The sequence below is a fragment of the Ferroplasma sp. genome (assembly GCF_031200575.1).
Lineage (GTDB): Archaea > Thermoplasmatota > Thermoplasmata > Thermoplasmatales > Thermoplasmataceae > Ferroplasma.
Map to the genome: position 1 here is coordinate 799,931 of NZ_CP133597.1, position 19,577 is coordinate 819,507.

At 38.0% G+C, this 19,577-nt stretch carries 18 protein-coding genes; 7 read left to right on the forward strand and 11 right to left on the reverse strand.

The window, feature by feature from the left end; all coding sequences use genetic code 11:
• Positions 1 to 53 precede the first annotated feature (53 nt).
• Together RE471_RS04440 and RE471_RS04445 are read left to right on the forward strand one after the other, a co-directional pair.
• Positions 54 to 1,271 (forward strand): glycosyltransferase, encoded by a 1,218-nt coding sequence (locus RE471_RS04440; protein ID WP_309215586.1) that lies wholly within the window; start codon positions 54 to 56, stop codon positions 1,269 to 1,271.
• A 23-nt stretch (positions 1,272 to 1,294) separates the two neighbouring features.
• Positions 1,295 to 1,900 (forward strand): CDP-alcohol phosphatidyltransferase family protein, encoded by a 606-nt coding sequence (locus RE471_RS04445; protein WP_309215587.1) that lies wholly within the window; start codon positions 1,295 to 1,297, stop codon positions 1,898 to 1,900.
• Here the strand turns inward: RE471_RS04445 and glmM are convergent.
• The 4 genes from glmM to RE471_RS04465 are packed head-to-tail and all read right to left on the reverse strand — an operon-like array spanning position 1,895 to position 4,786.
• The gene (gene glmM, locus RE471_RS04450; protein WP_309215588.1) at positions 1,895 to 3,235 is read right to left on the reverse strand and encodes a phosphoglucosamine mutase; all 1,341 of its coding nucleotides are present in this window, start codon (positions 3,233 to 3,235) and stop codon (positions 1,895 to 1,897) included. The genes RE471_RS04445 and glmM overlap by 6 nt on opposite strands.
• Positions 3,236 to 3,254: 19 nt before the next feature.
• Positions 3,255 to 4,298 (reverse strand): glycosyltransferase family 2 protein, encoded by a 1,044-nt coding sequence (locus tag RE471_RS04455; RefSeq protein WP_309215589.1) that lies wholly within the window; start codon positions 4,296 to 4,298, stop codon positions 3,255 to 3,257.
• Positions 4,299 to 4,338: 40 nt separating this feature from the next.
• A complete protein-coding gene (locus RE471_RS04460; protein WP_309215590.1) occupies positions 4,339 to 4,605 on the reverse strand; it encodes an elongation factor 1-beta in 267 nt (88 codons plus the stop codon).
• Positions 4,606 to 4,609: 4 nt separating this feature from the next.
• On the reverse strand, positions 4,610 to 4,786 hold the full coding sequence (locus RE471_RS04465; protein ID WP_298278983.1) for a zinc finger domain-containing protein: 177 nt from the start codon (positions 4,784 to 4,786) through the stop codon (positions 4,610 to 4,612).
• Positions 4,787 to 4,904: 118 nt separating this feature from the next.
• On the opposite strand from RE471_RS04465, the gene RE471_RS04470 reads away from it, so the two are divergent.
• The gene (locus RE471_RS04470) at positions 4,905 to 5,147 is read left to right on the forward strand and encodes a hypothetical protein (RefSeq protein WP_309215591.1); all 243 of its coding nucleotides are present in this window, start codon (positions 4,905 to 4,907) and stop codon (positions 5,145 to 5,147) included.
• Here RE471_RS04470 and RE471_RS04475 read toward each other — a convergent pair.
• The 3 genes from RE471_RS04475 to RE471_RS04485 all read right to left on the reverse strand — a co-directional run bounded on the left by RE471_RS04475 (position 5,144) and on the right by RE471_RS04485 (position 9,813).
• Positions 5,144 to 5,752, reverse strand: coding sequence for a site-2 protease family protein (locus RE471_RS04475; RefSeq protein ID WP_309215592.1), 609 nt, complete (start codon positions 5,750 to 5,752; stop codon positions 5,144 to 5,146). The two genes, RE471_RS04470 and RE471_RS04475, sit on opposite strands and share 4 nt — an antisense overlap.
• Positions 5,753 to 5,755: 3 nt before the next feature.
• A complete protein-coding gene (locus tag RE471_RS04480) occupies positions 5,756 to 9,259 on the reverse strand; it encodes a hypothetical protein (protein ID WP_309215593.1) in 3,504 nt (1,167 codons plus the stop codon).
• 215 nt (positions 9,260 to 9,474) lie between these two features.
• Complete coding sequence (locus RE471_RS04485; RefSeq protein WP_309215594.1) at positions 9,475 to 9,813, reverse strand: hypothetical protein; 339 nt, start codon at positions 9,811 to 9,813, stop codon at positions 9,475 to 9,477.
• A 146-nt stretch (positions 9,814 to 9,959) separates the two neighbouring features.
• Between RE471_RS04485 and RE471_RS04490 the strand changes: the two genes are divergently transcribed.
• On the forward strand, positions 9,960 to 11,342 hold the full coding sequence (locus RE471_RS04490) for an APC family permease (RefSeq protein ID WP_309215595.1): 1,383 nt from the start codon (positions 9,960 to 9,962) through the stop codon (positions 11,340 to 11,342).
• 3 nt (positions 11,343 to 11,345) lie between these two features.
• Here the strand turns inward: RE471_RS04490 and RE471_RS04495 are convergent, their stop codons facing one another.
• The 4 genes from RE471_RS04495 to RE471_RS04510 all read right to left on the reverse strand — a co-directional run bounded on the left by RE471_RS04495 (position 11,346) and on the right by RE471_RS04510 (position 15,069).
• Complete coding sequence (locus RE471_RS04495; protein WP_309215596.1) at positions 11,346 to 11,981, reverse strand: isochorismatase family cysteine hydrolase; 636 nt, start codon at positions 11,979 to 11,981, stop codon at positions 11,346 to 11,348.
• A 1-nt stretch (position 11,982) separates the two neighbouring features.
• Positions 11,983 to 12,534, reverse strand: coding sequence for a bifunctional precorrin-2 dehydrogenase/sirohydrochlorin ferrochelatase (locus tag RE471_RS04500; protein ID WP_309215597.1), 552 nt, complete (start codon positions 12,532 to 12,534; stop codon positions 11,983 to 11,985).
• Between the two features lie 22 nt (positions 12,535 to 12,556).
• Complete coding sequence (locus tag RE471_RS04505; RefSeq protein ID WP_309215598.1) at positions 12,557 to 14,224, reverse strand: TIGR04190 family B12-binding domain/radical SAM domain protein; 1,668 nt, start codon at positions 14,222 to 14,224, stop codon at positions 12,557 to 12,559.
• Between the two features lie 272 nt (positions 14,225 to 14,496).
• Entirely contained in the window at positions 14,497 to 15,069 is a 573-nt protein-coding gene (locus RE471_RS04510; RefSeq protein WP_309215599.1) for a DUF981 family protein, read from the reverse strand.
• Positions 15,070 to 15,314: 245 nt separating this feature from the next.
• Between RE471_RS04510 and RE471_RS04515 the strand changes: the two genes are divergently transcribed.
• Genes RE471_RS04515 through gatE form a run of 3 tightly spaced genes read left to right on the forward strand, consistent with a single transcriptional unit; the run spans position 15,315 to position 19,553 of the window.
• Positions 15,315 to 16,448, forward strand: a complete 1,134-nt coding sequence (locus tag RE471_RS04515; protein WP_309215600.1) for an acyl-CoA dehydrogenase family protein — start codon at positions 15,315 to 15,317, stop codon at positions 16,446 to 16,448.
• 31 nt (positions 16,449 to 16,479) lie between these two features.
• Positions 16,480 to 17,688, forward strand: a complete 1,209-nt coding sequence (gene gatD / locus RE471_RS04520; RefSeq protein WP_309215602.1) for a Glu-tRNA(Gln) amidotransferase subunit GatD — start codon at positions 16,480 to 16,482, stop codon at positions 17,686 to 17,688.
• 5 nt (positions 17,689 to 17,693) lie between these two features.
• Positions 17,694 to 19,553, forward strand: a complete 1,860-nt coding sequence (gene gatE, locus RE471_RS04525) for a Glu-tRNA(Gln) amidotransferase subunit GatE (RefSeq protein ID WP_309215603.1) — start codon at positions 17,694 to 17,696, stop codon at positions 19,551 to 19,553.
• Positions 19,554 to 19,577: the final 24 nt, after the last annotated feature.

Genomic DNA, 19,577 nt, shown 5'->3' on the forward strand with positions numbered 1-19,577 from the left:
AGCATAATGCAATAGAAAAGAATTTATATATGCTGGATAGATACCTTCTTAAAATGGATGTACTTCAGGCTATTGGCCTTGCACTTGTTGCTATAGGACTCGTTTACGTTATCTACCAGTTCCCTATACTATTTTACGGATACAGGGAGTTTACAAAATATGATATAGATTTTTCAAATCTGGATAGCGCCCAGTTTTCAGGATTCAAGATGTACAAACCTCTTGTAAGCATAATAGTCCCGGCCAAGAATGAGGAAACTGTTATATCCAGAACAATAGAGTCCATTCTTAACCAATCCTATACAAACTTTGAATTACTGGTGGTTGTTGATAACTCCACCGACAATACATATAATATAGCCAAGGAATTCGAGCAGAAGGACAGCAGGGTAAAGGTATTCAACAGGCCAAATGGAAAGAGCAAGGCTTCTGCACTCAACTTCTGCTTTGAAAAATCAAGGGGAGAAATCATAGCAACCTATGATGCAGATACCATGCTATTGAGAAATACTCTTGAAAACGCCATTTATGGGATGAATTACTTCAATGTGGATGTTCTACAGGGATACAATTCATACATAAATAGGTCAGAAAATATATTCACAAGGCTTGCAGTAATAGATGAGATACTTGTAAAGGCGACCCTCATAGGAAGAACACACCTAAATCTTTTTGTCCCGGTTGCAGGTTCGAATCAGTATTTTAAGAGGCAGGTAATAAAAAACATAGGCGGCTGGGATGAGGAGTTTCTCACTGAGGATCTTGAAAGTTCATTGAGAATATCGAACTCCCGCTATAAATCAGCATACCTGAGCAGTGCCAAGGTGCTTCAGGAAACTCCCGCGTCCTATTCGGAATACTTTAAGCAGAGGACAAGGTGGCTGAGAGGCTATCATCAGGTTCTCCTTCATTCAAAAAAGAGGATGAGCAGGTTTACAGATTTTGATGCACTGATGATCGTACTTGCACCAACGTTCTCTGGTATACTGTTTTTCGGATGGATGTACATATCATTGTTGAATTTTTATAATCCTTTTGTGCATTCAATGAGAACCTATTTTCTATCTCTTATAGTCATATCTCTAATAATATATGCTGCCGCTTTTATACTCGTACTTATCAAGAAAAAGCAGAATGCTATTTACCTTCCACTGATTTACGTATATCTTACAGTTAATTCCCTGATATCAATATATACAATGTTCCTTGAAATCACTGGCGCAAAGCGTGTATGGCATAAGGTAAAGAAAACAGGAAAGACAACAATTTAATAATTACTTTTTCATATCTGCCTATGGTACTTGACTCTTATAGAAAGAATGCGGATAAATTTCTTGACCCGATTACAGAAAAATTTTCAAGAATGAACCCAAACACCATTTCTATATTATCACTTATTCTTGCGGGGCTAGGGGGCGTATCCTATTATCTTGGACATTACTTCCTGCTGCTAGCTTTTGTATTAATAATTATGTCAGCACTGTTTGATGCTCTGGACGGTAAAATAGCGAGGCTGAAAAACATCTCTTCACGGAAAGGAGACATGCTGGACCATGTATTCGACCGTTATTCAGATATGTTTATAGTTCTTGGCATGACTTTTTCCATTTATGGGAATGTTTACCTCGGATTGTTTGCTTTGCTGGGAATCCTCCTTACAAGTTATATGGGTACACAATCACAGGCACTAGGATTGAAACGTGATTATTCCGGTATAGCCGGAAGAGCCGACAGACTTGTATTAATAATAATATTTTCAATCGTACAGTTCTTCATCACTGCACATTTCGCGATTTATTCAATAGAGATATATGCCACAGGAATACTTCTGATCTGGTTTGGCCTTGCGGGCAATATAAATGCAATAACAAGATTCTTTGATATGTATAAAAATCTATAAATTTTTTAAAAATGTTACATACTCTTCATTGTATTCTTTTGCCCTTTCCTGAACTTTAGATTCTGAAAAGACACGGATAATTTTTTCTGTTCCGGAGGGCCTTACTAGGGTCCACCCATCTGCATCATAAATTTTTATGCCATCTGTGAAATCAAACATCTTTCCTGTGAATTTTTTTGTTATGAGTTCCTTTATTTCATTCCACTCCCTATTTCTAGGGACAGATGTTTTTATCATGTAATATTCAGGGATATCCTTTAGAAGCTCTGATAGGGGTTTCTTTTCCCTGGCAAGCAAATCCAGCATCAGTGCCATTGTCATGGCACCATCCCTGCAGTACTGATGTTTTCCATATATAATCCCGCCATTTTCTTCCCCACCCATGGTGGCCCTGTTGTCAATCATGGCCCTGGCAACAATGGGGGCACCGACTCTTGTAAGGATTAATTTCGCACCCTTTTCCGAACATATTTCACTGAGCGCGTCTGAGCTGCTTACAGGTGTAACAACAGTATCCCCTCTTTTTATCGTATGTTTCGCAATTAATGCAAGGCTCCTGTCTCCGTCCACAAAATTACCCTTTTCATCTATGAAGACACATCTATCGGCATCGCCGTCGTGGGCAATTCCAATGCTGAATTTCCCCGTCTTCATTATAGATATGAGATCAGAAAGGTTCTCGGGCTTTGGCTCCGAATTCCTTGAGGAAAATTTTCCATCAGGGTTTGCATTAAGTGAAACAGGATGGCAGTTAAGCTTCGTGAGTATTTCCGGGCTGGTATAATAGGATGCACCATTGCCAGTGTCTATTGCCACCCTTAGATTGCTCTCAGCTATGACCTTCGAATGAACAGACTCTATAATGCTATTTATGTAAAGGTCTATTCCGGTGCTGTCATAACTGTAGTTTCCTATGTTCTGCCATTCTGCCATTCTATAGTTTCTGCTTTCATAGATTTCCTCTATCTTTACCTCTTTCTCCTCATCAATCTCTGTACCATCACTGTCTATAGCTTTTATTCCATTGTACTGCGGGGGATTGTGGGATGCAGTTATCATTATGCCCGGAATATGATTCTCCTTACAGTAGTACTGAAGGCCCGGTGTTGGAAGCTCGCCTATGTATACTATATCTGTGCCAGTGGACATTGCCCCGGACGCGACTGCAAATAAAAACATATCCCCACTTATTCTCGTATCCCGCGCCATTGCAATTTTCTGGGCTTTGAAAAATGTTCCTGCTGCCCTTCCTATACCGGTTGCAAGTTCCAGTGTCAGGTCCTGGTTAGGTACCCCCCTGATTCCATTTGTGCCGAACAATTGTGGTGCTTTCATTATTAATAATAGTAATTTATTATAATAAGTTTTTATCCTGTATATCGTAGGTGTTCCCACGCCATTTAATATTTTTCATTCTTTTTGCTATGGCTAAATTAGCCATATAAATTACTGGAAGCATTATTGCACCCATAACATTTACTATTTTTACCTTTTTAAGTCTCCTGAGCATATTGTATATATACACAAGGGCTGGAACCAGGAATAATAAGTAATATGGGCTGTAAAATGCACCCATAAATATGGCTGACAGGAACAGGAACATATATGACCCGTAGAACAGCATTCCATAGTAATATACCCTCGGGGATGCAGATATGGACAGTGCTGTTTGCCTGTTTGCCCATTCAAAAAACACATTAAAATTATCCGGGGAATTTATGTCCGGCATGGCAGAATCCACATAGTATATTTTTTTGCCCTTGCTTTTACATATCTTTGTCAGTGCCATATCATCTGATATGTGCTCGCTGAAGAAATCCATGGAATCCTCTATAAGTTCCCTTCTAAATGCCAGTGATCCACCCCAGCCGAATCTTGTCAATTTGGACTCCATAAGTCCCATCCCGACAAATCCCCATATTTCCTTCACCTCAGACCAGAAGCCACCCATGGGTTCAAAATAGGGAAATGTGGTAGAAAGCCCTGCATCGGGATTTTTTAGTGGCATCACCATATTCAGCAGCCATTCATCTTTTACCTCTATATCAGAATCCGCGAGCAAGTAAACATCGTAATCCCTATATCTATCAATAGCAGTGCTTATTGCCCTTACTTTGCCACTACATTTACTGCAACTGTAAGAACTTATTATGTATTCAATGCCCAACTTTTTTATTACATTCACTGAATCGTCTTCCTCTGAATCCACAACACATACCAGTTTAAAATTTTCATATTTCTGGTTCCTAACGGATTTTAAATTTGCCTCAAGAGAATAATCAACACCACGTACTGGCATTATTACAAGTGTTTTAGGTCTGTAATCATTTACAATGTGCTCACTATGGTATTTGCTTGATTCTATATAAAGAAAGCCTGCAGAGATTAGCAGTAACAAAACTGTATAAAAAACAAGCAAAATATAAAAAATAAACATTTTATATTAGTGTAACGTCTCTTGTATCTACCTGGCTGACTCCCTCTACAGAGGATATAGCATTCTCCACTGAATCTATTTTACCCTCTTCATCAGGTACTATGACGGAAAACATCAAAGCACTGAGTCCGAATCCTATTTCCTCTTCCTTGACCTCATTAATCTTGCACAGCTTATCTATGACGTTTGTTATTTCATTTTTAAGCCTGCCCAGGTCTATTTCTACAGACTCTGGCAGTACCCTCAACTGAACCATTACATCTCCCATAATATCACGGTCCTATAAATCCACATTTCGGGCATTCATACTTTGTTGAATGTTCTCTGCACTGCTTGCATCTGCCTATCATTTCCTCCCCGCAATTGGGGCACTCAAATATTGAATATCCTACTTCCACGAGGCCTATGCCGCAGGAAGTACATGTTTCTTTTGTGTTTATTTTAACCACTCTCTGGCTCTTTATTAAATAAACCTATTTAACTTTTATATATTATATATTCAGGATTCTACAGAAAGAACGTGTTAAAAATTGCATAAACTAATTTAATACTTTATTATTATCATGCATGGAAATCCTGTTCGGAAATAAACATGAGAAATTAACTGAAGGAAAATATTTTATTGCGTCTGCAAACCCACTATATTATGGGATTATAGTTAACCCATCGTCGGAATTATGGGGCTATATGGTAGAGAATCACAGTATAAAAAGTGATATAAATGGTGATCTTCAGGATTACACTATTCCCTATAGAATTGACGTGGGAGAAAACAGCATATTTTTTATTAAACCGGGAGAATGGGATTAGATCCCAAATATTTGTAACAGAAAACCATCCAGAAAGTTCAGAATTATCGCTATAATGAACACTGCAGCAAAAAGCTTGCTGTTCCAGTAGAATACTTTGCTCCCATCTAATGGAGGAAAAGGTATCAAATTAAAAAGTGCAAACCATAGATTTAACCACGCCACCCATAGGAGTATCCTGGAAGCAACAGCACTCAGTGGTAAAAATATAAAGGCCAGGAATACAATTATGCCTATGAATATATTTGTGGCAGGGCCGGCCAGAGCAATTTTACCTTCGCTTTCTCTATCATATAGCCCAGCGAACTGAACCGCTCCCGGGGCTGCAAATATGAATCCAAATACAGATGTTATTAATGCCATGAGCACTCCAACTGGCCACAATTTGAAGAATGCAACAGCACCAAGCCTTCTGGCAACTGTTCTGTGTGCCATTTCATGTAATAGAAATGCAGTTACTGTTACTGAAAAACCTATTAGAACATCTACCTCAAATGTTTTCGGGTTCACCGCCCTTAGTCCACCATTAATCATCAGTGTAAATGCTATGGTAAGCACTATGACCGCTATTATTATGTCGTTCGATTCGTTATTCCTGCTGTACATCATTTATATTAATCCCTTCTTAATTTTTTCAGATATTGCTATGGAATCAAGAAGCCCTATATCATATTTTACCATGATTTCCATAATGCCGGGTATATCGTTTTGATTTATTCCTGAAGTAAAATTCCACTCACCAAGATCCTGTGAGGGCCTGTAATAACCTTCCATTGCCCTTCCAATAAATATATAGAAATTTTTAGATTTTATTACGTCACCGGTTACACTGTATATATCATGGATTTTAATTTTATTTAGTGAGCGTATACCCTTTTCATACAGCCTTTCCATGATATTTTTTGATTGAATGTTAAATTCATCCCTGTCTATATAAGAATATGGAATATTATTTGTTATAAAGCCATATACGTCACTGGCAACATAACAGGGAATATATTTCTGCATTTCATGAAAATTTAATACCCTGTTTTGGTCGTTCTCAACTCTGAACAGGTCGCCCGTTAAACGTATGACAGTCCGTGTTCTATAAGAAGCCCTGATTTTATTTTCAATTTTAGATTTCAGGCTTTCTGGAATTATATCAGAATACTCCTTTAAAATGACTCTGACACCCACATAATTAAATAGTTTTATCTGAGCATAAATATAGTATTCTATATTGTCTTTATTTATAAAGTCGGGGTTATTCTTAAAAATGTTTGACAGGGATGCATAATCCTTCAAATTATATGCTGTCTTTGTCATTTTATTGAAGGAAGATACCGATTTAAGCCTATGGTAATTTTCAAATGAAAGCCTTAAAGCCTCTCCGTCCTCGTTATTCATTATTAGCGCACTGGTCAGTTTATCCTGAATCCCCGTCTCCTCCGGATTGGAACCGGCTAATTTTTTAAGAATATCTATCTCCAGACCATAAAGTTCCAAATCATGAAATTTTTCTGCCAGAAGTTCACCAAGTATTTTATCCCCGGTACCATGGAATAGATCCAGCATTGGCTGTTTAAGTGACATTGTATCCCAGGCCTGATTTATTGCAAATTCAATGATTTTTGTGTTGGTGTAATGTTTCACAATAATATCTTTGACATTGCTGTATTCATTCCTGAAATAGTAATAAAGAAACAGATCGAACCATTCATTTCTCGATTTCATATCCTCTATTATCTTTGTAGAAATTATATTTCCTGTGGAAATTTCCTGGAATACCGGGTTATCTAAGGCTTTCCTGTTTCTTATATACGCCCGGTTGAAGTATTCCAGTGCCTTTTTATAGATTCTCCTGCTGTAATAGTAACTGGACAGTATTATGTATGAAGAATACTTTTTTCCTGGATAACTCTCCAGGAAGCTTATTGCTATTTTCTCATTCCTGGATTTTAATAGTAAATAGTGTTTAACTATATCCTCTGATGTTCCTCCATGGAGGACTGATAGAGCCGAGAATTTAAGTTTGTCCCTGTAAGCTTCCATGCAGTATGCCTTCAATCTATACATGCCAGCATTCCTTACATCTATTGTACCAAGCAACTCCCTTAGGGAATCTTTAACCTCTATTTTATTTTCTTCCATGAAAGCATCAATTTTATAGAAGACCTCATCAAATCCCAGGTCAGTGCATAATTTGACGTAGCTATCAACCTTTTCATTATGCTGCAGTCCGATATTGATCCTTGATGCAAGGAAATTTACATTGAGGAGAATTTCAACAGCCTCGTCTATATGTTTTATGGCATCACCATAATTTGACCCATGCTGTTCAATAAGTGCCCGTGCATAATAGTAAAAAGGATCGGGGGTCTTATTTTTTATGGATTCTATATAAGATTCGGCCTGCTTATAAAATCCATAGTCGATCAGGGACATGGTAACCGGATAAAGAAAGTAACTGGAATCATTTAGATCCCTTGGCACTTTTCCAGTTTGAATGGAATATGCCTCTGCCATAATTGTCCCAACTGCCTGGTATTTATCAACTCCCAGAAGGCCCCTTATATAATTTTTCTGTACCGGTAATTTTTTCCTGCTAGCCATTAATGAAATTATGTATATGCATGCCACAGATTTATGTCTGTAAGCTTTCTGCATGTATATATTATAATCAATATTTTCCCTCCCCCTGATAAATAATATGACCATTTCAAGGAGCGTACCTGAAATATTTAAATTGTCAAATTTTCTGATATTTGCCTCAGATTTTAGAAATCCAAACAATGTGTCAACAACCGGACCAGAGTCTAACAGCATCCTGTCGGCAGATAGGTATTCAACGGCCCTGTCAATTTCACCCATAGATATCAGGGAAGAACAGTACTCGGGCATAAACTCACGTTTCTTTTCCTCTTCCTCAAGCAATTTTACAAGTTCTTCATATTTATGGTTTTCATATAGATAATTTACGGCAATTCTATAGGTATTAACATCATGGATTCCCTTTTCTATAAGGCTAAGGGCTATCCTGTATGCATATTCCTGACTATCTGTATTTAGATAATACTGAATAAGAAGTTTCATAATTTCCCTGTCCTCGTCAAATTCCGACCTGTACCTGGAAATATCTGATTCAGCCTCACTATACATCTCTAGGCTGATTTCTGCTTCTATTTTATACTGAAGAAAATTTCTGGGAAGCCTGGCATTTCTCTCCATTATGGATATGTAGCCTAAAAGTGAATAGTAATCCTGAATGGAATGTTCTATTTCTATTATTCTGTCAAGGACATTCTGATCCCGGTTGTAATATATAAATTTATAAATTTTGAGCGCACTTTCATAACTACCTGTTCGATAATAAGCCTCTGCAAGTTCAGCGTTGCCCTGGTCGGTTTTTTCTGAATATTTCATCACGGAATCGTAATCCTGTAGATATAAATAGTAACCGGTAAGCTCATCATTGTTATGAAATATAGATTCCATTGCAATAACAAGATTTTTCAAATCTGTTTTCCTTCCCGTCTTCATATATATATCTGCAAGTTCCTTATAACAATATTTTGATCCGGATACTGATATGCACCTCAACAGTATTTTTTCAAGATCATCCGGGCTTCCATTTTCTTTGAATATTTTTATATAGTCCTGAAAATCACTTTCACGAAATGAATCCGTCAAATACTGATTGAATTTCTCCTTATCATATATGCCGGTTTTACACAGATATTGCAGGGCAATATCTATACTTACAGAACCTATTGTTCTATTGAATGCCTCCTTTATCTCCTCTATGCCGAGGAGCTCTTTATAAGTATTAATTATGTCAAGAAATCCATCTACATCCTCTGTGCTATAATATTTTAATGCCCTGTATTTTAGAACTGGCATAAGTTTACTATCGATGCTGTTTAATGCCTCAAATAAATCCTCTGTAATTTTCTGATTTCTGAAAGCCTCCTCAAGTATCTCTGAAATCTGGCTATCATAAACATTTTTAATTTCTTCACTCTCCTTTATGACAAAATTGCTGAAAGATTCTATAGAACCACTTTCCCTAGCCTTTTTCAGTAGGGACTTTAACTTTTTTTTCAGCATTAGATGCTCTACGGCAATCATCATGGGGATATTTTATCACTCATTATAATAGTTTATGGTGCTATTATTTGTATCTAATCTAAACACGATTGGCACCACCGGTCATCATCTTCCAGATTGCCTTCAGACTCCGCCTCTCCAGGTTAAAATGCTGGTGGCATGGAAAATTGGCAATCCTTTTGCCTGACGCAAATAACCTCTGCCCACCTCTCCTGCAGAAAGAGGCTAACAGCTATGGGTTAGAACAGCATTATCATGAATATATGCGCTAACCTGACAACCTCTACAAGGACATTAAAGCCGGTCAGCTCATATAGCGCAATTCCGATACCAGCACCCAGAAACATAGAGGATATCAAATACGCAAGGGTTCTTATTCCAAAAAATACCAGAACGCCTGTTACAATGGCAATAACTGGGGCATATACGCTTGTTGATATGCCTATACCGGAAGAGGAGTAATGAACAAGATATGGAAATAAGAATGTGATAAACCGTGCACCAAACACAAATCCTATAATTATTCCTGCAACGGTTTCGATGTCATTTTTTAATTTAATGTACTTTTTGATGTCCATTTAGGTATATAAATAAAATTATGTATTAAATTTTTCCCTCTACTGGTTCCTTGTTGCATCAGTTCATTAATTATTAATATTCATATATATTAAACTGTAATGTACATTTTAAATTACTATTATATATTCAAAAGCAATTATGTACCATGGAAAATCAGTTAAGGTCAAATTCTATATCACTACCCGGCTTAATATTCCAGGGAATGGGACAGCTATCACCCCTTTTTACATTTGATGGTATAATAAGCGTTGCGGCATTCGCAGCGGGAGCAAGTCCACTGGCATTTCTAATTGGCCTGGTCGCATCTCTGCTTACCGGAAATACGCTCTACCAGTTTTCAAAAAGAACAGCCAGCGCAAGGGGATATTATGGGTATTCAGGTTATTCTCTTGGAAAGCATGCGGCATTTATAACCTCCTATCTTTATTTAATTTATCAACTGGCGAATTTAATATTTATTCTTTCTTTTTTTATAATGATATTCAATCCTGCAATTCTTTACCTTACAGGTTTCAATATACCTTTCTATTATGGTATAATACTTGTAGCGGTCATAAGCATTCCTGCTTTTTACACTGTTTACCGCGGAATCGTCCCATCGTTCAAATCTCAAATAACCATCAATGTCATTGAAATAATATTCGTTGTTGTTATTTCCATAATAATAATATTTACATCAAAAGACAACACACTTTCTGTCTTTACTCCTATCTCAGGATATAAAAACCTGTTTTTGGGATTCATCACCGGCAGTTTTCTTGCCTATACTGGTTACGGCTCGGTTGTTTCTCTGGGGGAGGAGGCCAGGGCACCCAGGAAAAATATTGGGCTTTCCATAGTTGCCATGCTCCTGATTATAGGAATTCTGGATCTCCTGATTTCATATTCACTTGTTGTGGGATTCGGTGTTAGTAAAATGGGCAGCTTTACAGATACCGTGATTCCTGCTTTCATAGTGATAAAAACACATGTGGGCAGCTTTGTTTCAATATTCTTCCTTGCCTTCAATTTTTTTATAATTTATACACTATTCAATACAATTGGAACTGCAATAACCAGAAACATTTATTCAATGGCCAGGGATGGATTTCTTCCAGGAACATTTATGAAATTGAATAGGTACGGTGCACCAGAAAATGCACTACTTTTATTGCTTGGAATATTCATATCAGTGGCCATAGTTTCTACCGTAATATTCTATGCATCATTCAGCGCAGGGGGGTTTTTGGACCAGTTTATATTTTATGCAACTATAAGCACCCTATCCACATTGATAATACACATGATCGTAAATACCGGCCTTTCAAGGGTATATAAAAATAAATTATCCGATATAGTTATTCCAACAATATCCACAATTATAATACTAATTGCCCTATATTATGCTGTATCCAGCCTTGCATTTCCATTTATCTATTCTGTGGTTATAATGTTATTATACATTATAATTATTGCCAGTTTTAGTGTAATTATGAGAACAAAAATAAAGGATATTTATGGAAAAGCTATGATTCAACGGAATAAATAATAATTATTTTTTTTCAAGTATATCCATAATGGATTTTGTGTCCATAACCATGGATACTGCGGACATTGATTTAAGTGATGCTTCATGCATTTCCCTGCTGTGGGATGAACAGGCATCAGATGCTACCACTGTATAATAACCAAGATTGCCTGAATCTCTAGCGCTGGACTCAACTCCTATTTCAGTTGCAATGCCTGTAAAAATGACCGTCTTAATCCCGGCTGCCTTAAACATGTTGTCAACGTTCGTTCCTATGAAAAGGCTTGCGGTATTCTTATTGAGAACGTAATCGTCCTTTTCAGGTGCCAGTTCTGGATAAATTTCTGCCTCCTTTGAACCTGGTGCCATGAAAACAGGTAATTTAGCAGGATCGTTTACTCCAAATCTTTTCATATAGCTGTATATTCCTGATGGTGCCATGTACTGGAAAGGCAAGGGAGTTATCCTGGTATACAGTACCGGCATGCTCTTTTTTCTGGAAAGCTGGGTTAATTTTTTTACGTTACCAACAAATTCATCTTTATTGAAAATATTATTTACCAGGCCATTCTGGACATCCCAGTTTACCAGTACAGTGTGCTTCGGATCCAGTATCTCATCCATATTCTCAAATATTGTTTTATTCCCAATAACTTTCATATTATCTCATTTTATCATTATATATTGCTTTTATGGTGTCTTCGAAGCTGTACCCTGATGATTTCATGTCATGTATAAGTAAGTCTTTCAGCATTTTAGAGGTCCTGGGCGAACTGCCACCGGTGCTTATTGCAATTATTATGTCCCCGATAGCTGTATTTGCCACCATCATTATATCAGAATTATTATGGTTCCCTGAATTGTCGTGCAGAATATTCCTGTCCCTGCATATACGGGAAATCATATCGTTTACATCCCGTTTATCTGTAGCGCATAATACCATGAAATAACTATTATTAATATCACTGGCTTCTATATTTCTCCAGGTAAGACGTATAATACCGTTATCCGAGAGCTTTTTTATAAATTCTGTTACTTCCGGGGAAATTACATGAATTAATGTATTTTCAGAAAGGAGCACTTTTATTTTTCTCTCGGCTATCCTTCCTCCTCCGGCTATCAGGATTTTTTTGTTTTCCAGGTTTATGTTAAAAATCATACTGTCTGCATTATTCTTATCAGGGATATTAATAAATTCCTCATCCTTTATCATTTCAGGCCTTAAAAAAACCGGCTTAAAGTTTTTTCTTCACGTCATTGTATGATCTGTAGAGGGATATCAAAAACGATTTCTTTGTGAGCTTATGTTTATAAGACCATTCAACATCTTTTTCAATATATGATAGATGACTACTTCTGTTTTCATTAGAAATATAATTATCTCCATGCATATACCCGGTTATGTTCTTTACTATCTCTTCTGCATCCTGTCCTGCCAGTAAGCCTAATGACTGCCTTATCCTGATCATGCGTATTTCAGATTCATAAGTTGCCTTTGCAATCTGTTCTACATTCATCCACTTTGTATAATAATTCAAAAAATCAGTCCATATCTTCCCATTTTCAAGAAGGTTGAAATAATCGCTAATTGTTCTTGCGGTAATTGTAAAGCCATAATCCTCTGGATGCTCATATATCAAAGAACCGGGGTCTATGAAAGGGGTAAGCGGGGATATAAATGTGTAAAGTTTCTCCTTATTATTTGTGAATCTCTTCATAAGCCCCTCGCTGTAATCCAGGTCTACATTCACATCCTCGGCGGTTTGCCCACTCAATCCTATGGTGAAATAAACATCTATCTTCTTGGATCCAGCTGTAATGGAGTTTTCTACAAAATTTTCCAGGCTTTTATTATCGTAAGGTCTCCCATTCTTATTCCTTATTGTCTCATTGGAGGATTCTGGTGAAATTTCCACAGTAAAATCTGGAAAATTCCTTCCCAGTTCATCCAGATAATGTTTTTCTGGCGGTACAAAAAATTCGGTTAATAGTGGCAGGTCTATTTTTCTGTTTTTCATTTCCCGGAACAGAGAGGAATAAAATTTTTCTCCGGCACGGTTTATATCTCCTGTAATAAATACAGGGCTGCCCAGTATATCCTGGACAAGAGATATCTCTTCCGCTATAATTTCTGGTTTTCTATATACAGGGGATGTATCATTGTAATTATTTCTATAGGCAAAATTTGAACCCCCGCAGAACGCGCAGTTGAAACTGCAGCCATGCTCTATCACAGTCATCGCCTCAGTATTTTCAAGCCATGAAGCATATGGTAAATGGCCCTTAATATCATGATATTTTAATGCATTTTTCATCAGTACCCCGTAGTTTAGAAATACATCATCAATGGATGATTTTCCACGCTGATTATGTACTATTCTACCTCCGTCCCTGTGGATCAAATTTGGGACATTATTGATATCATGTGAATTTTCCATTGTCTCAGCCAGTTTAACTATATTGTTCTCCTGCAAATCTCCTGAAAGTATGAAATCTATATATTCATAATTCTTCATTATATCTTCAGCAAAATAGGTGGCAGAAAATCCGCCTAGCAATACCTTTGAATTCTGGTGCAGGTCTTTTATAATCCGGGCAATCTTCAGAGCCCCGTTAACGTGGGGAAGCCAGTGAAGGTCAATGCCAAAAATATCAGATTCCACATCCTTTAAATATTTCACAGGATCAAATTTGTCTGATGATACCATCATGGCGGCAACATTGCATATCCTGGCATTGTAGCCCTCCTTTATTAACGAACTGAGCATGCTTACGAATCCGATAGGGTACATTTCAAATACTGGTGTTGATGGGATAACATCGCTTATTGGCCCGAGTTTAATATCCCTGGTCCTGAAATCGTATATGCTCGGAGCATGTACCAGTGCAACTTCTGTTTTCATAATCTCATTTCCTTGATATCTTATCACTTTATGGAATAGAATTCTTCATTTTTAAGGTTAAACCGCCTGGGGCGGGGCAATTTAAGCACCCATATCATGCCTCCAGGGAACAATGATAATCTCGTTTCTGCTTACTCTATTATGCCATGCCCCTCATTTATGGCGTAGAATATTCCCTGCCAATTGTTATTGTGGCCTTTAATATAATTATATAATATATATCTTTAAAAACATATCGGTTTACGGAAAAATAAAAAATAAAATTATAAATATTATGGTGGAGCCTGTAAGTGCTGGTATATTGCAACATAACCTATAAACAGCGCTATCAGGGCTGTAAGTGCCAGAAGTATGAATGCTATATAATAAAGATACTTCTTTCCATTATCCGGTTTCGCAAATAATATCAATGAATACACTGCAGATATTCCGCTAATAACATATAATCCCAGTGCGCTTATGAGCTGATCTCCTGTTTCAAGCTTGAAATTAACCATTGCGGCAGCCTCAATAAACAGATAAATCCCCAGCATTGCTCCAGGAATAGATATCGATCTGAGGTTTTGCTGCTTGTATATCATAAGTGAACCAGCCATCAATAATAATCCGAGTATCATTAATGGGTCCCCGAAAAGCATGTTGTACGCACTTAGCGGACCTGGAAAAGGCCAGAACTGTGACATCCTGAAACCGGATGCGAAATCAAAAAATCCGAAAGCGAAACTCGGGATGACAAGCTCCTTTAAATCTTTTCCCTGTGCGGCCATATAGAAATAGGCAGCAATCAGGGCGGCACTGATTCCTAAACTTAATAGCATTGCAGCCAATGGATCAACAAATCCCATAAATTTACCTCTTAAATATTATTTTTATAACATATTAATATACTTGTTTTTTTATGAATATATTCATTAAAAATTCCTATAAGCTGCAAGGTGATGGCGAAAAATGCCACCGCATTCTACCTTGCCTGAAACTGGCCTAAATTGCTTTATTAATAAATTAAATTTATCTCTTATGTTCCACATCCCAGAGACGGTATGATAAGTTGCCATAAGAAAACTATTATTATTTGTCATTATTTACTTCTATGCTAAGCGAGAATGAAATGGATGTTTTAAAATATGTCAGGGAACTTGCAGAGAACAAAATAAAACCAAGGGCCCGGGAAATAGACGAAAAGATGGAAGTGCCTGAGGATATTATACAGGCAATGAGGGATATGGGTCTCTTCGCCTCATATATACCTGAAAAATACGGTGGTTACGGTTTAAGCTTTCCATTCCTTGTTGAGGCAATAGAAACAATATCAGAGGCGTGTCCCAGCACCGCTCTCGTACTTGATGGCGCACTTACACTTTTTGCCGAACCACTTATAATGTTCGGCAGTGAATCACTGAACAATAAATATCTTACAGAGATTGCAAAAGGGGCCGTAGGAGGACTTGCCATTACCGAACCTGGATCAGGCAGTGATGCTGCCTCTATTTCAGCACACGCCGAAAAATGTTCGGGCGGTTATAAAATCAACGGGACGAAAACTTTTATTTCAAACGGCAGGCTGGCAAAATTTTTTGTAATGGACGCATCAACAGACAAATCTAAGGGTTATAAGGGAATCACCACATTCGTTGTTGACGCCAATGCTCCTGGTCTTGAAATAAGCAGGGATATACATAAAATGGGAATAAGGGGATCCAGTACGGTTGAATTGAATTTTCACGATGTTGTTGTTCCAGAGTCAAATATTGTTGGTGAATACAATAAAGGTTTTTCAGTAATAATGGACACACTGGATGCTGGAAGGATAGGAATAGCGGCACAGGCACTTGGAATTGCAAAATCTGCTTTCCGGGAGGCCCTTGAATACATAAATACAAGAAAGCAGTTCAACAGAAAAATTATAGATTTTCAGGGAATCCAGTTTATGATAGCGGAAATAGAATCCAGAATAAAAGCTTCAGAACTACTTATAAGGGAAGCAGCAGAAAAATGGCAGAGGCATGAAGACACAGTTGAGCTATCATCAATCGCTAAGATGTTTGCATCAGATACGGCAGTATACGTAACAGAGAGATCGTTGCAGCTCTTTGGTGGATACGGCTATACCACAGACTTCAACGCTGAAAGGCATATGCGGGATGCAAAAATTACACAGATTTATGAGGGAACCAATGAAATCCAGAAAATTATAATATCCCGTGAAATTATGAAAAACCTATAAGGTTTTTATATCCTTTATCGATTGAAGGACAATGTTAACAGGCCAGAAAGTAGATTTTTCTTATAAAGGGGCAGAATACACTGGAACTTTCATAAGCTCCTCTGATGAAGCAATAACAGTAAAACTGGGCAGCGGCTATAATATAACACTGAATATAGATTCATTTAAAGTCATAAAGGAATACCCGCCTGAATTCCGGGAAAATAATTCCGAGAGAGAAATAAACAGCAAATGTGGCAAAGATGGCATATGTATACTTACAACAGGTGGGACAATAGGCAGCTCAGTGGACTATAAAACAGGAGCTGTTAAGCCCGTCAAGGATATATCATACCTGTATAATTTTGTTAACAATATAGATACATTTAAACTTTACCATGAAAACATTGAAAATATGCTTAGCGAAAATGTAGATGCAGGCAAATGGTTAACCTTTGCAAGGAAGGCCAGGGATGCCATGAAAAAAGGCAATTCTGTAATAATATTCCATGGAACCGACACAATGCAGTATTCTGCTTCAGCACTGTCCTTCATGTTTGAGGAACAGACAAGCCCGATAATATTTACCGGGAGTCAGAGAAGCTCTGACCGCCCAAGCAGTGATGCCTTCCTTAACATAGAGGGGTCCATCCACTTTGCCTCCATGGAGATGGGTGAGATTGGCATATCAATGCACAGTGGAACATCTGACGATTCGGTCTCGCTTTACCGTGGAACCCGCACAAGGAAAATGCACACAAGTAGCAGGGATGCTTTTATATCCATAGGCGAATCCCCAATGGCCATATATTCAAATGGAAAAGTTTCGCAGGAAAGTAATATAAAAAAACCATCGGAAAATATTGTTTTAAAGGACCGGCTTGATGAAAACGCTGGCCTGGTATATTTCTATCCCGGTATGAGAGGTGAGGATTTTTACAATCTATCATATAATAAGAAAGCGGTAATAATAATGGGGACAGGCCTGGGCCATGTATCGTCAGAGATTCTGGATGTAATAAAAAAATTATCGAGGGAAACTGCCTTTTTTATGACCTCACAGTGCATATACGGGAATGTTAATATGAATGTTTATTCAACCGGGCGTGACCTCCTTCATGCCGGTGTAATTCCACTTGGCAACATGCTGGCAGAGACTGCACTGGTGAAGGCAATGTTCATACTGGGCAATTATCCTGATGACCTCAATAAATTGATGAAAACGAATATGAGAGGAGAACTTGAGGAAATTATTAGGTGATTATTATGAAGATAGGCTTAGAAATACATTTTCAACTTAAGGGAAATAAACTGTTCTGTTCATGCAGCACCGAGGGAACCGATTCCAGCTCTACATTCCAGAGAAAACTCACCCCTGTTATGGGCGAGATGGGGGTGGTTGATAATGCGGTTGAATACGAAAATATAAGAAACAGGGAATTCCTGTACCGGATCAGCTCCAATTCCTGCCTGGTGGAGAGGGATGAGGAACCTCCACATGCAGTTAACACTGATGCGCTCAATACTGCTATGGCCATATCAAAGGCTTTGAATTGCAAAATTCTTGATTACGCCTCATTCATGAGGAAAATTGTTATAGACGGGTCCAACACATCTGGGTTCCAGAGGACCGGGATCATAGGAATGGACGGTTATATCCAGACATCAAGGGGTCCAGTTAGGATATCCACCATAACCCTGGAAGAGGACGCGTGCAGAAAGATATCAGAAAAGCATGGGCGTGCCGAATACTCCCTGGACAGGCTTGGCATACCTCTTATAGAAATCTCCACTGAGCCGGATATAGTTGATCCAGACCACGCTCTTGAAACTGCCAAGGCAATAGGGCATTTCGTCATGTCCATGAACAACTTTCGTGGTGAGGTTGATTCAATAAGGCAGGATGTTAACTTTTCAATGGGATTCGGCAGGGTGGAAATCAAGGGAGTATCAAAGCTTTCTTTTATAAAGGAGACGCTGGATTATGAAATCAAAAGGCAGGAGTCCCTCGGGGAAATCTCAGGTATATTCCACGGGGAACCACCTGAAATTGGGAATTTTATAGATATAACGGATATATTTAAAAACACAGAATCCTCAATGGTTAAAAAGGCCATAATTGCTGGCAAATCCGTTATGTGTGCAAGGTTGCCTGGATGCAACCATCTGATGAAATATGGCAATTACAGACTGGGTAGAGAACTAGCTGACGTGGCTAAAAACATGGGTATTGGGGGATTAATGCATTCTGATGAATTTCCGGCCTATGGACTTTCGGAGGAAGAATTGAATAAAATCTATTCGGCCGCTGTAAAAAGGGATGAAGACGCTGTGATAGTTGTTATTGCAGACAGGGGTTCAATTGAATCTCTCAGTCCACTCTTGAGGGAACGCATGAATAAAATTATAAAATTAGACCTGGCAGAGACACGTGCAGCAACAGCCAACGGTGAAACCCGGTATTTGAGGCCACTTGCTGGCAAAGAGAGAATGTACCCTGAAACAGATATACCCTTAATACGGATTACAGAGGATATGCTGGATAGCATTAAAGGCAGGGTGCCAAAATCACTGGATGAGATTAAGAAGGAACTTATAGAAAAATTCAAACTCTCCTCTGTGGAGGCAGAATCAATAATTAATAATAATCTTCTATCCCTTTTCACGTCCATTTCAGAAGGATTCAAAAATCCGTCTCTTCTTTCCAGAATACTGCTTCAGGTTATACCGGAATATGAAAAAAAACGTGGTAAAAAACTTACCCAGGAAGAGATGCGTGAGATCCTTGGTGTTTCAATTTCCGGTGGCAATACATACAGGAGGGATGATGCTATAAAGAGTATAATTGGGATTGCGAGGAGCAGGGGCTGGGATAGGAATACACTGGAACTCGCCCTTTCTTTATACATTCTTAATAGCATTCCTGTCTCAGAGCTGGAGAAACGTCCTGAGCTTGTACCGCTGAATGAAGACGATATCAGGGGAATTATAAATGAACTAAGGGAAGAAGGGCAATTAAATGAAAAAAACCTTATAGTTATGTTTAGAAAAAAAACAGACCATTCCTTTGATCCAAGACTTGTAATGAAAATATACGGGGAAATGAAAAGGTATGATAAAATGTAGAAGTGAAACTCCCGTTTTTGTCGC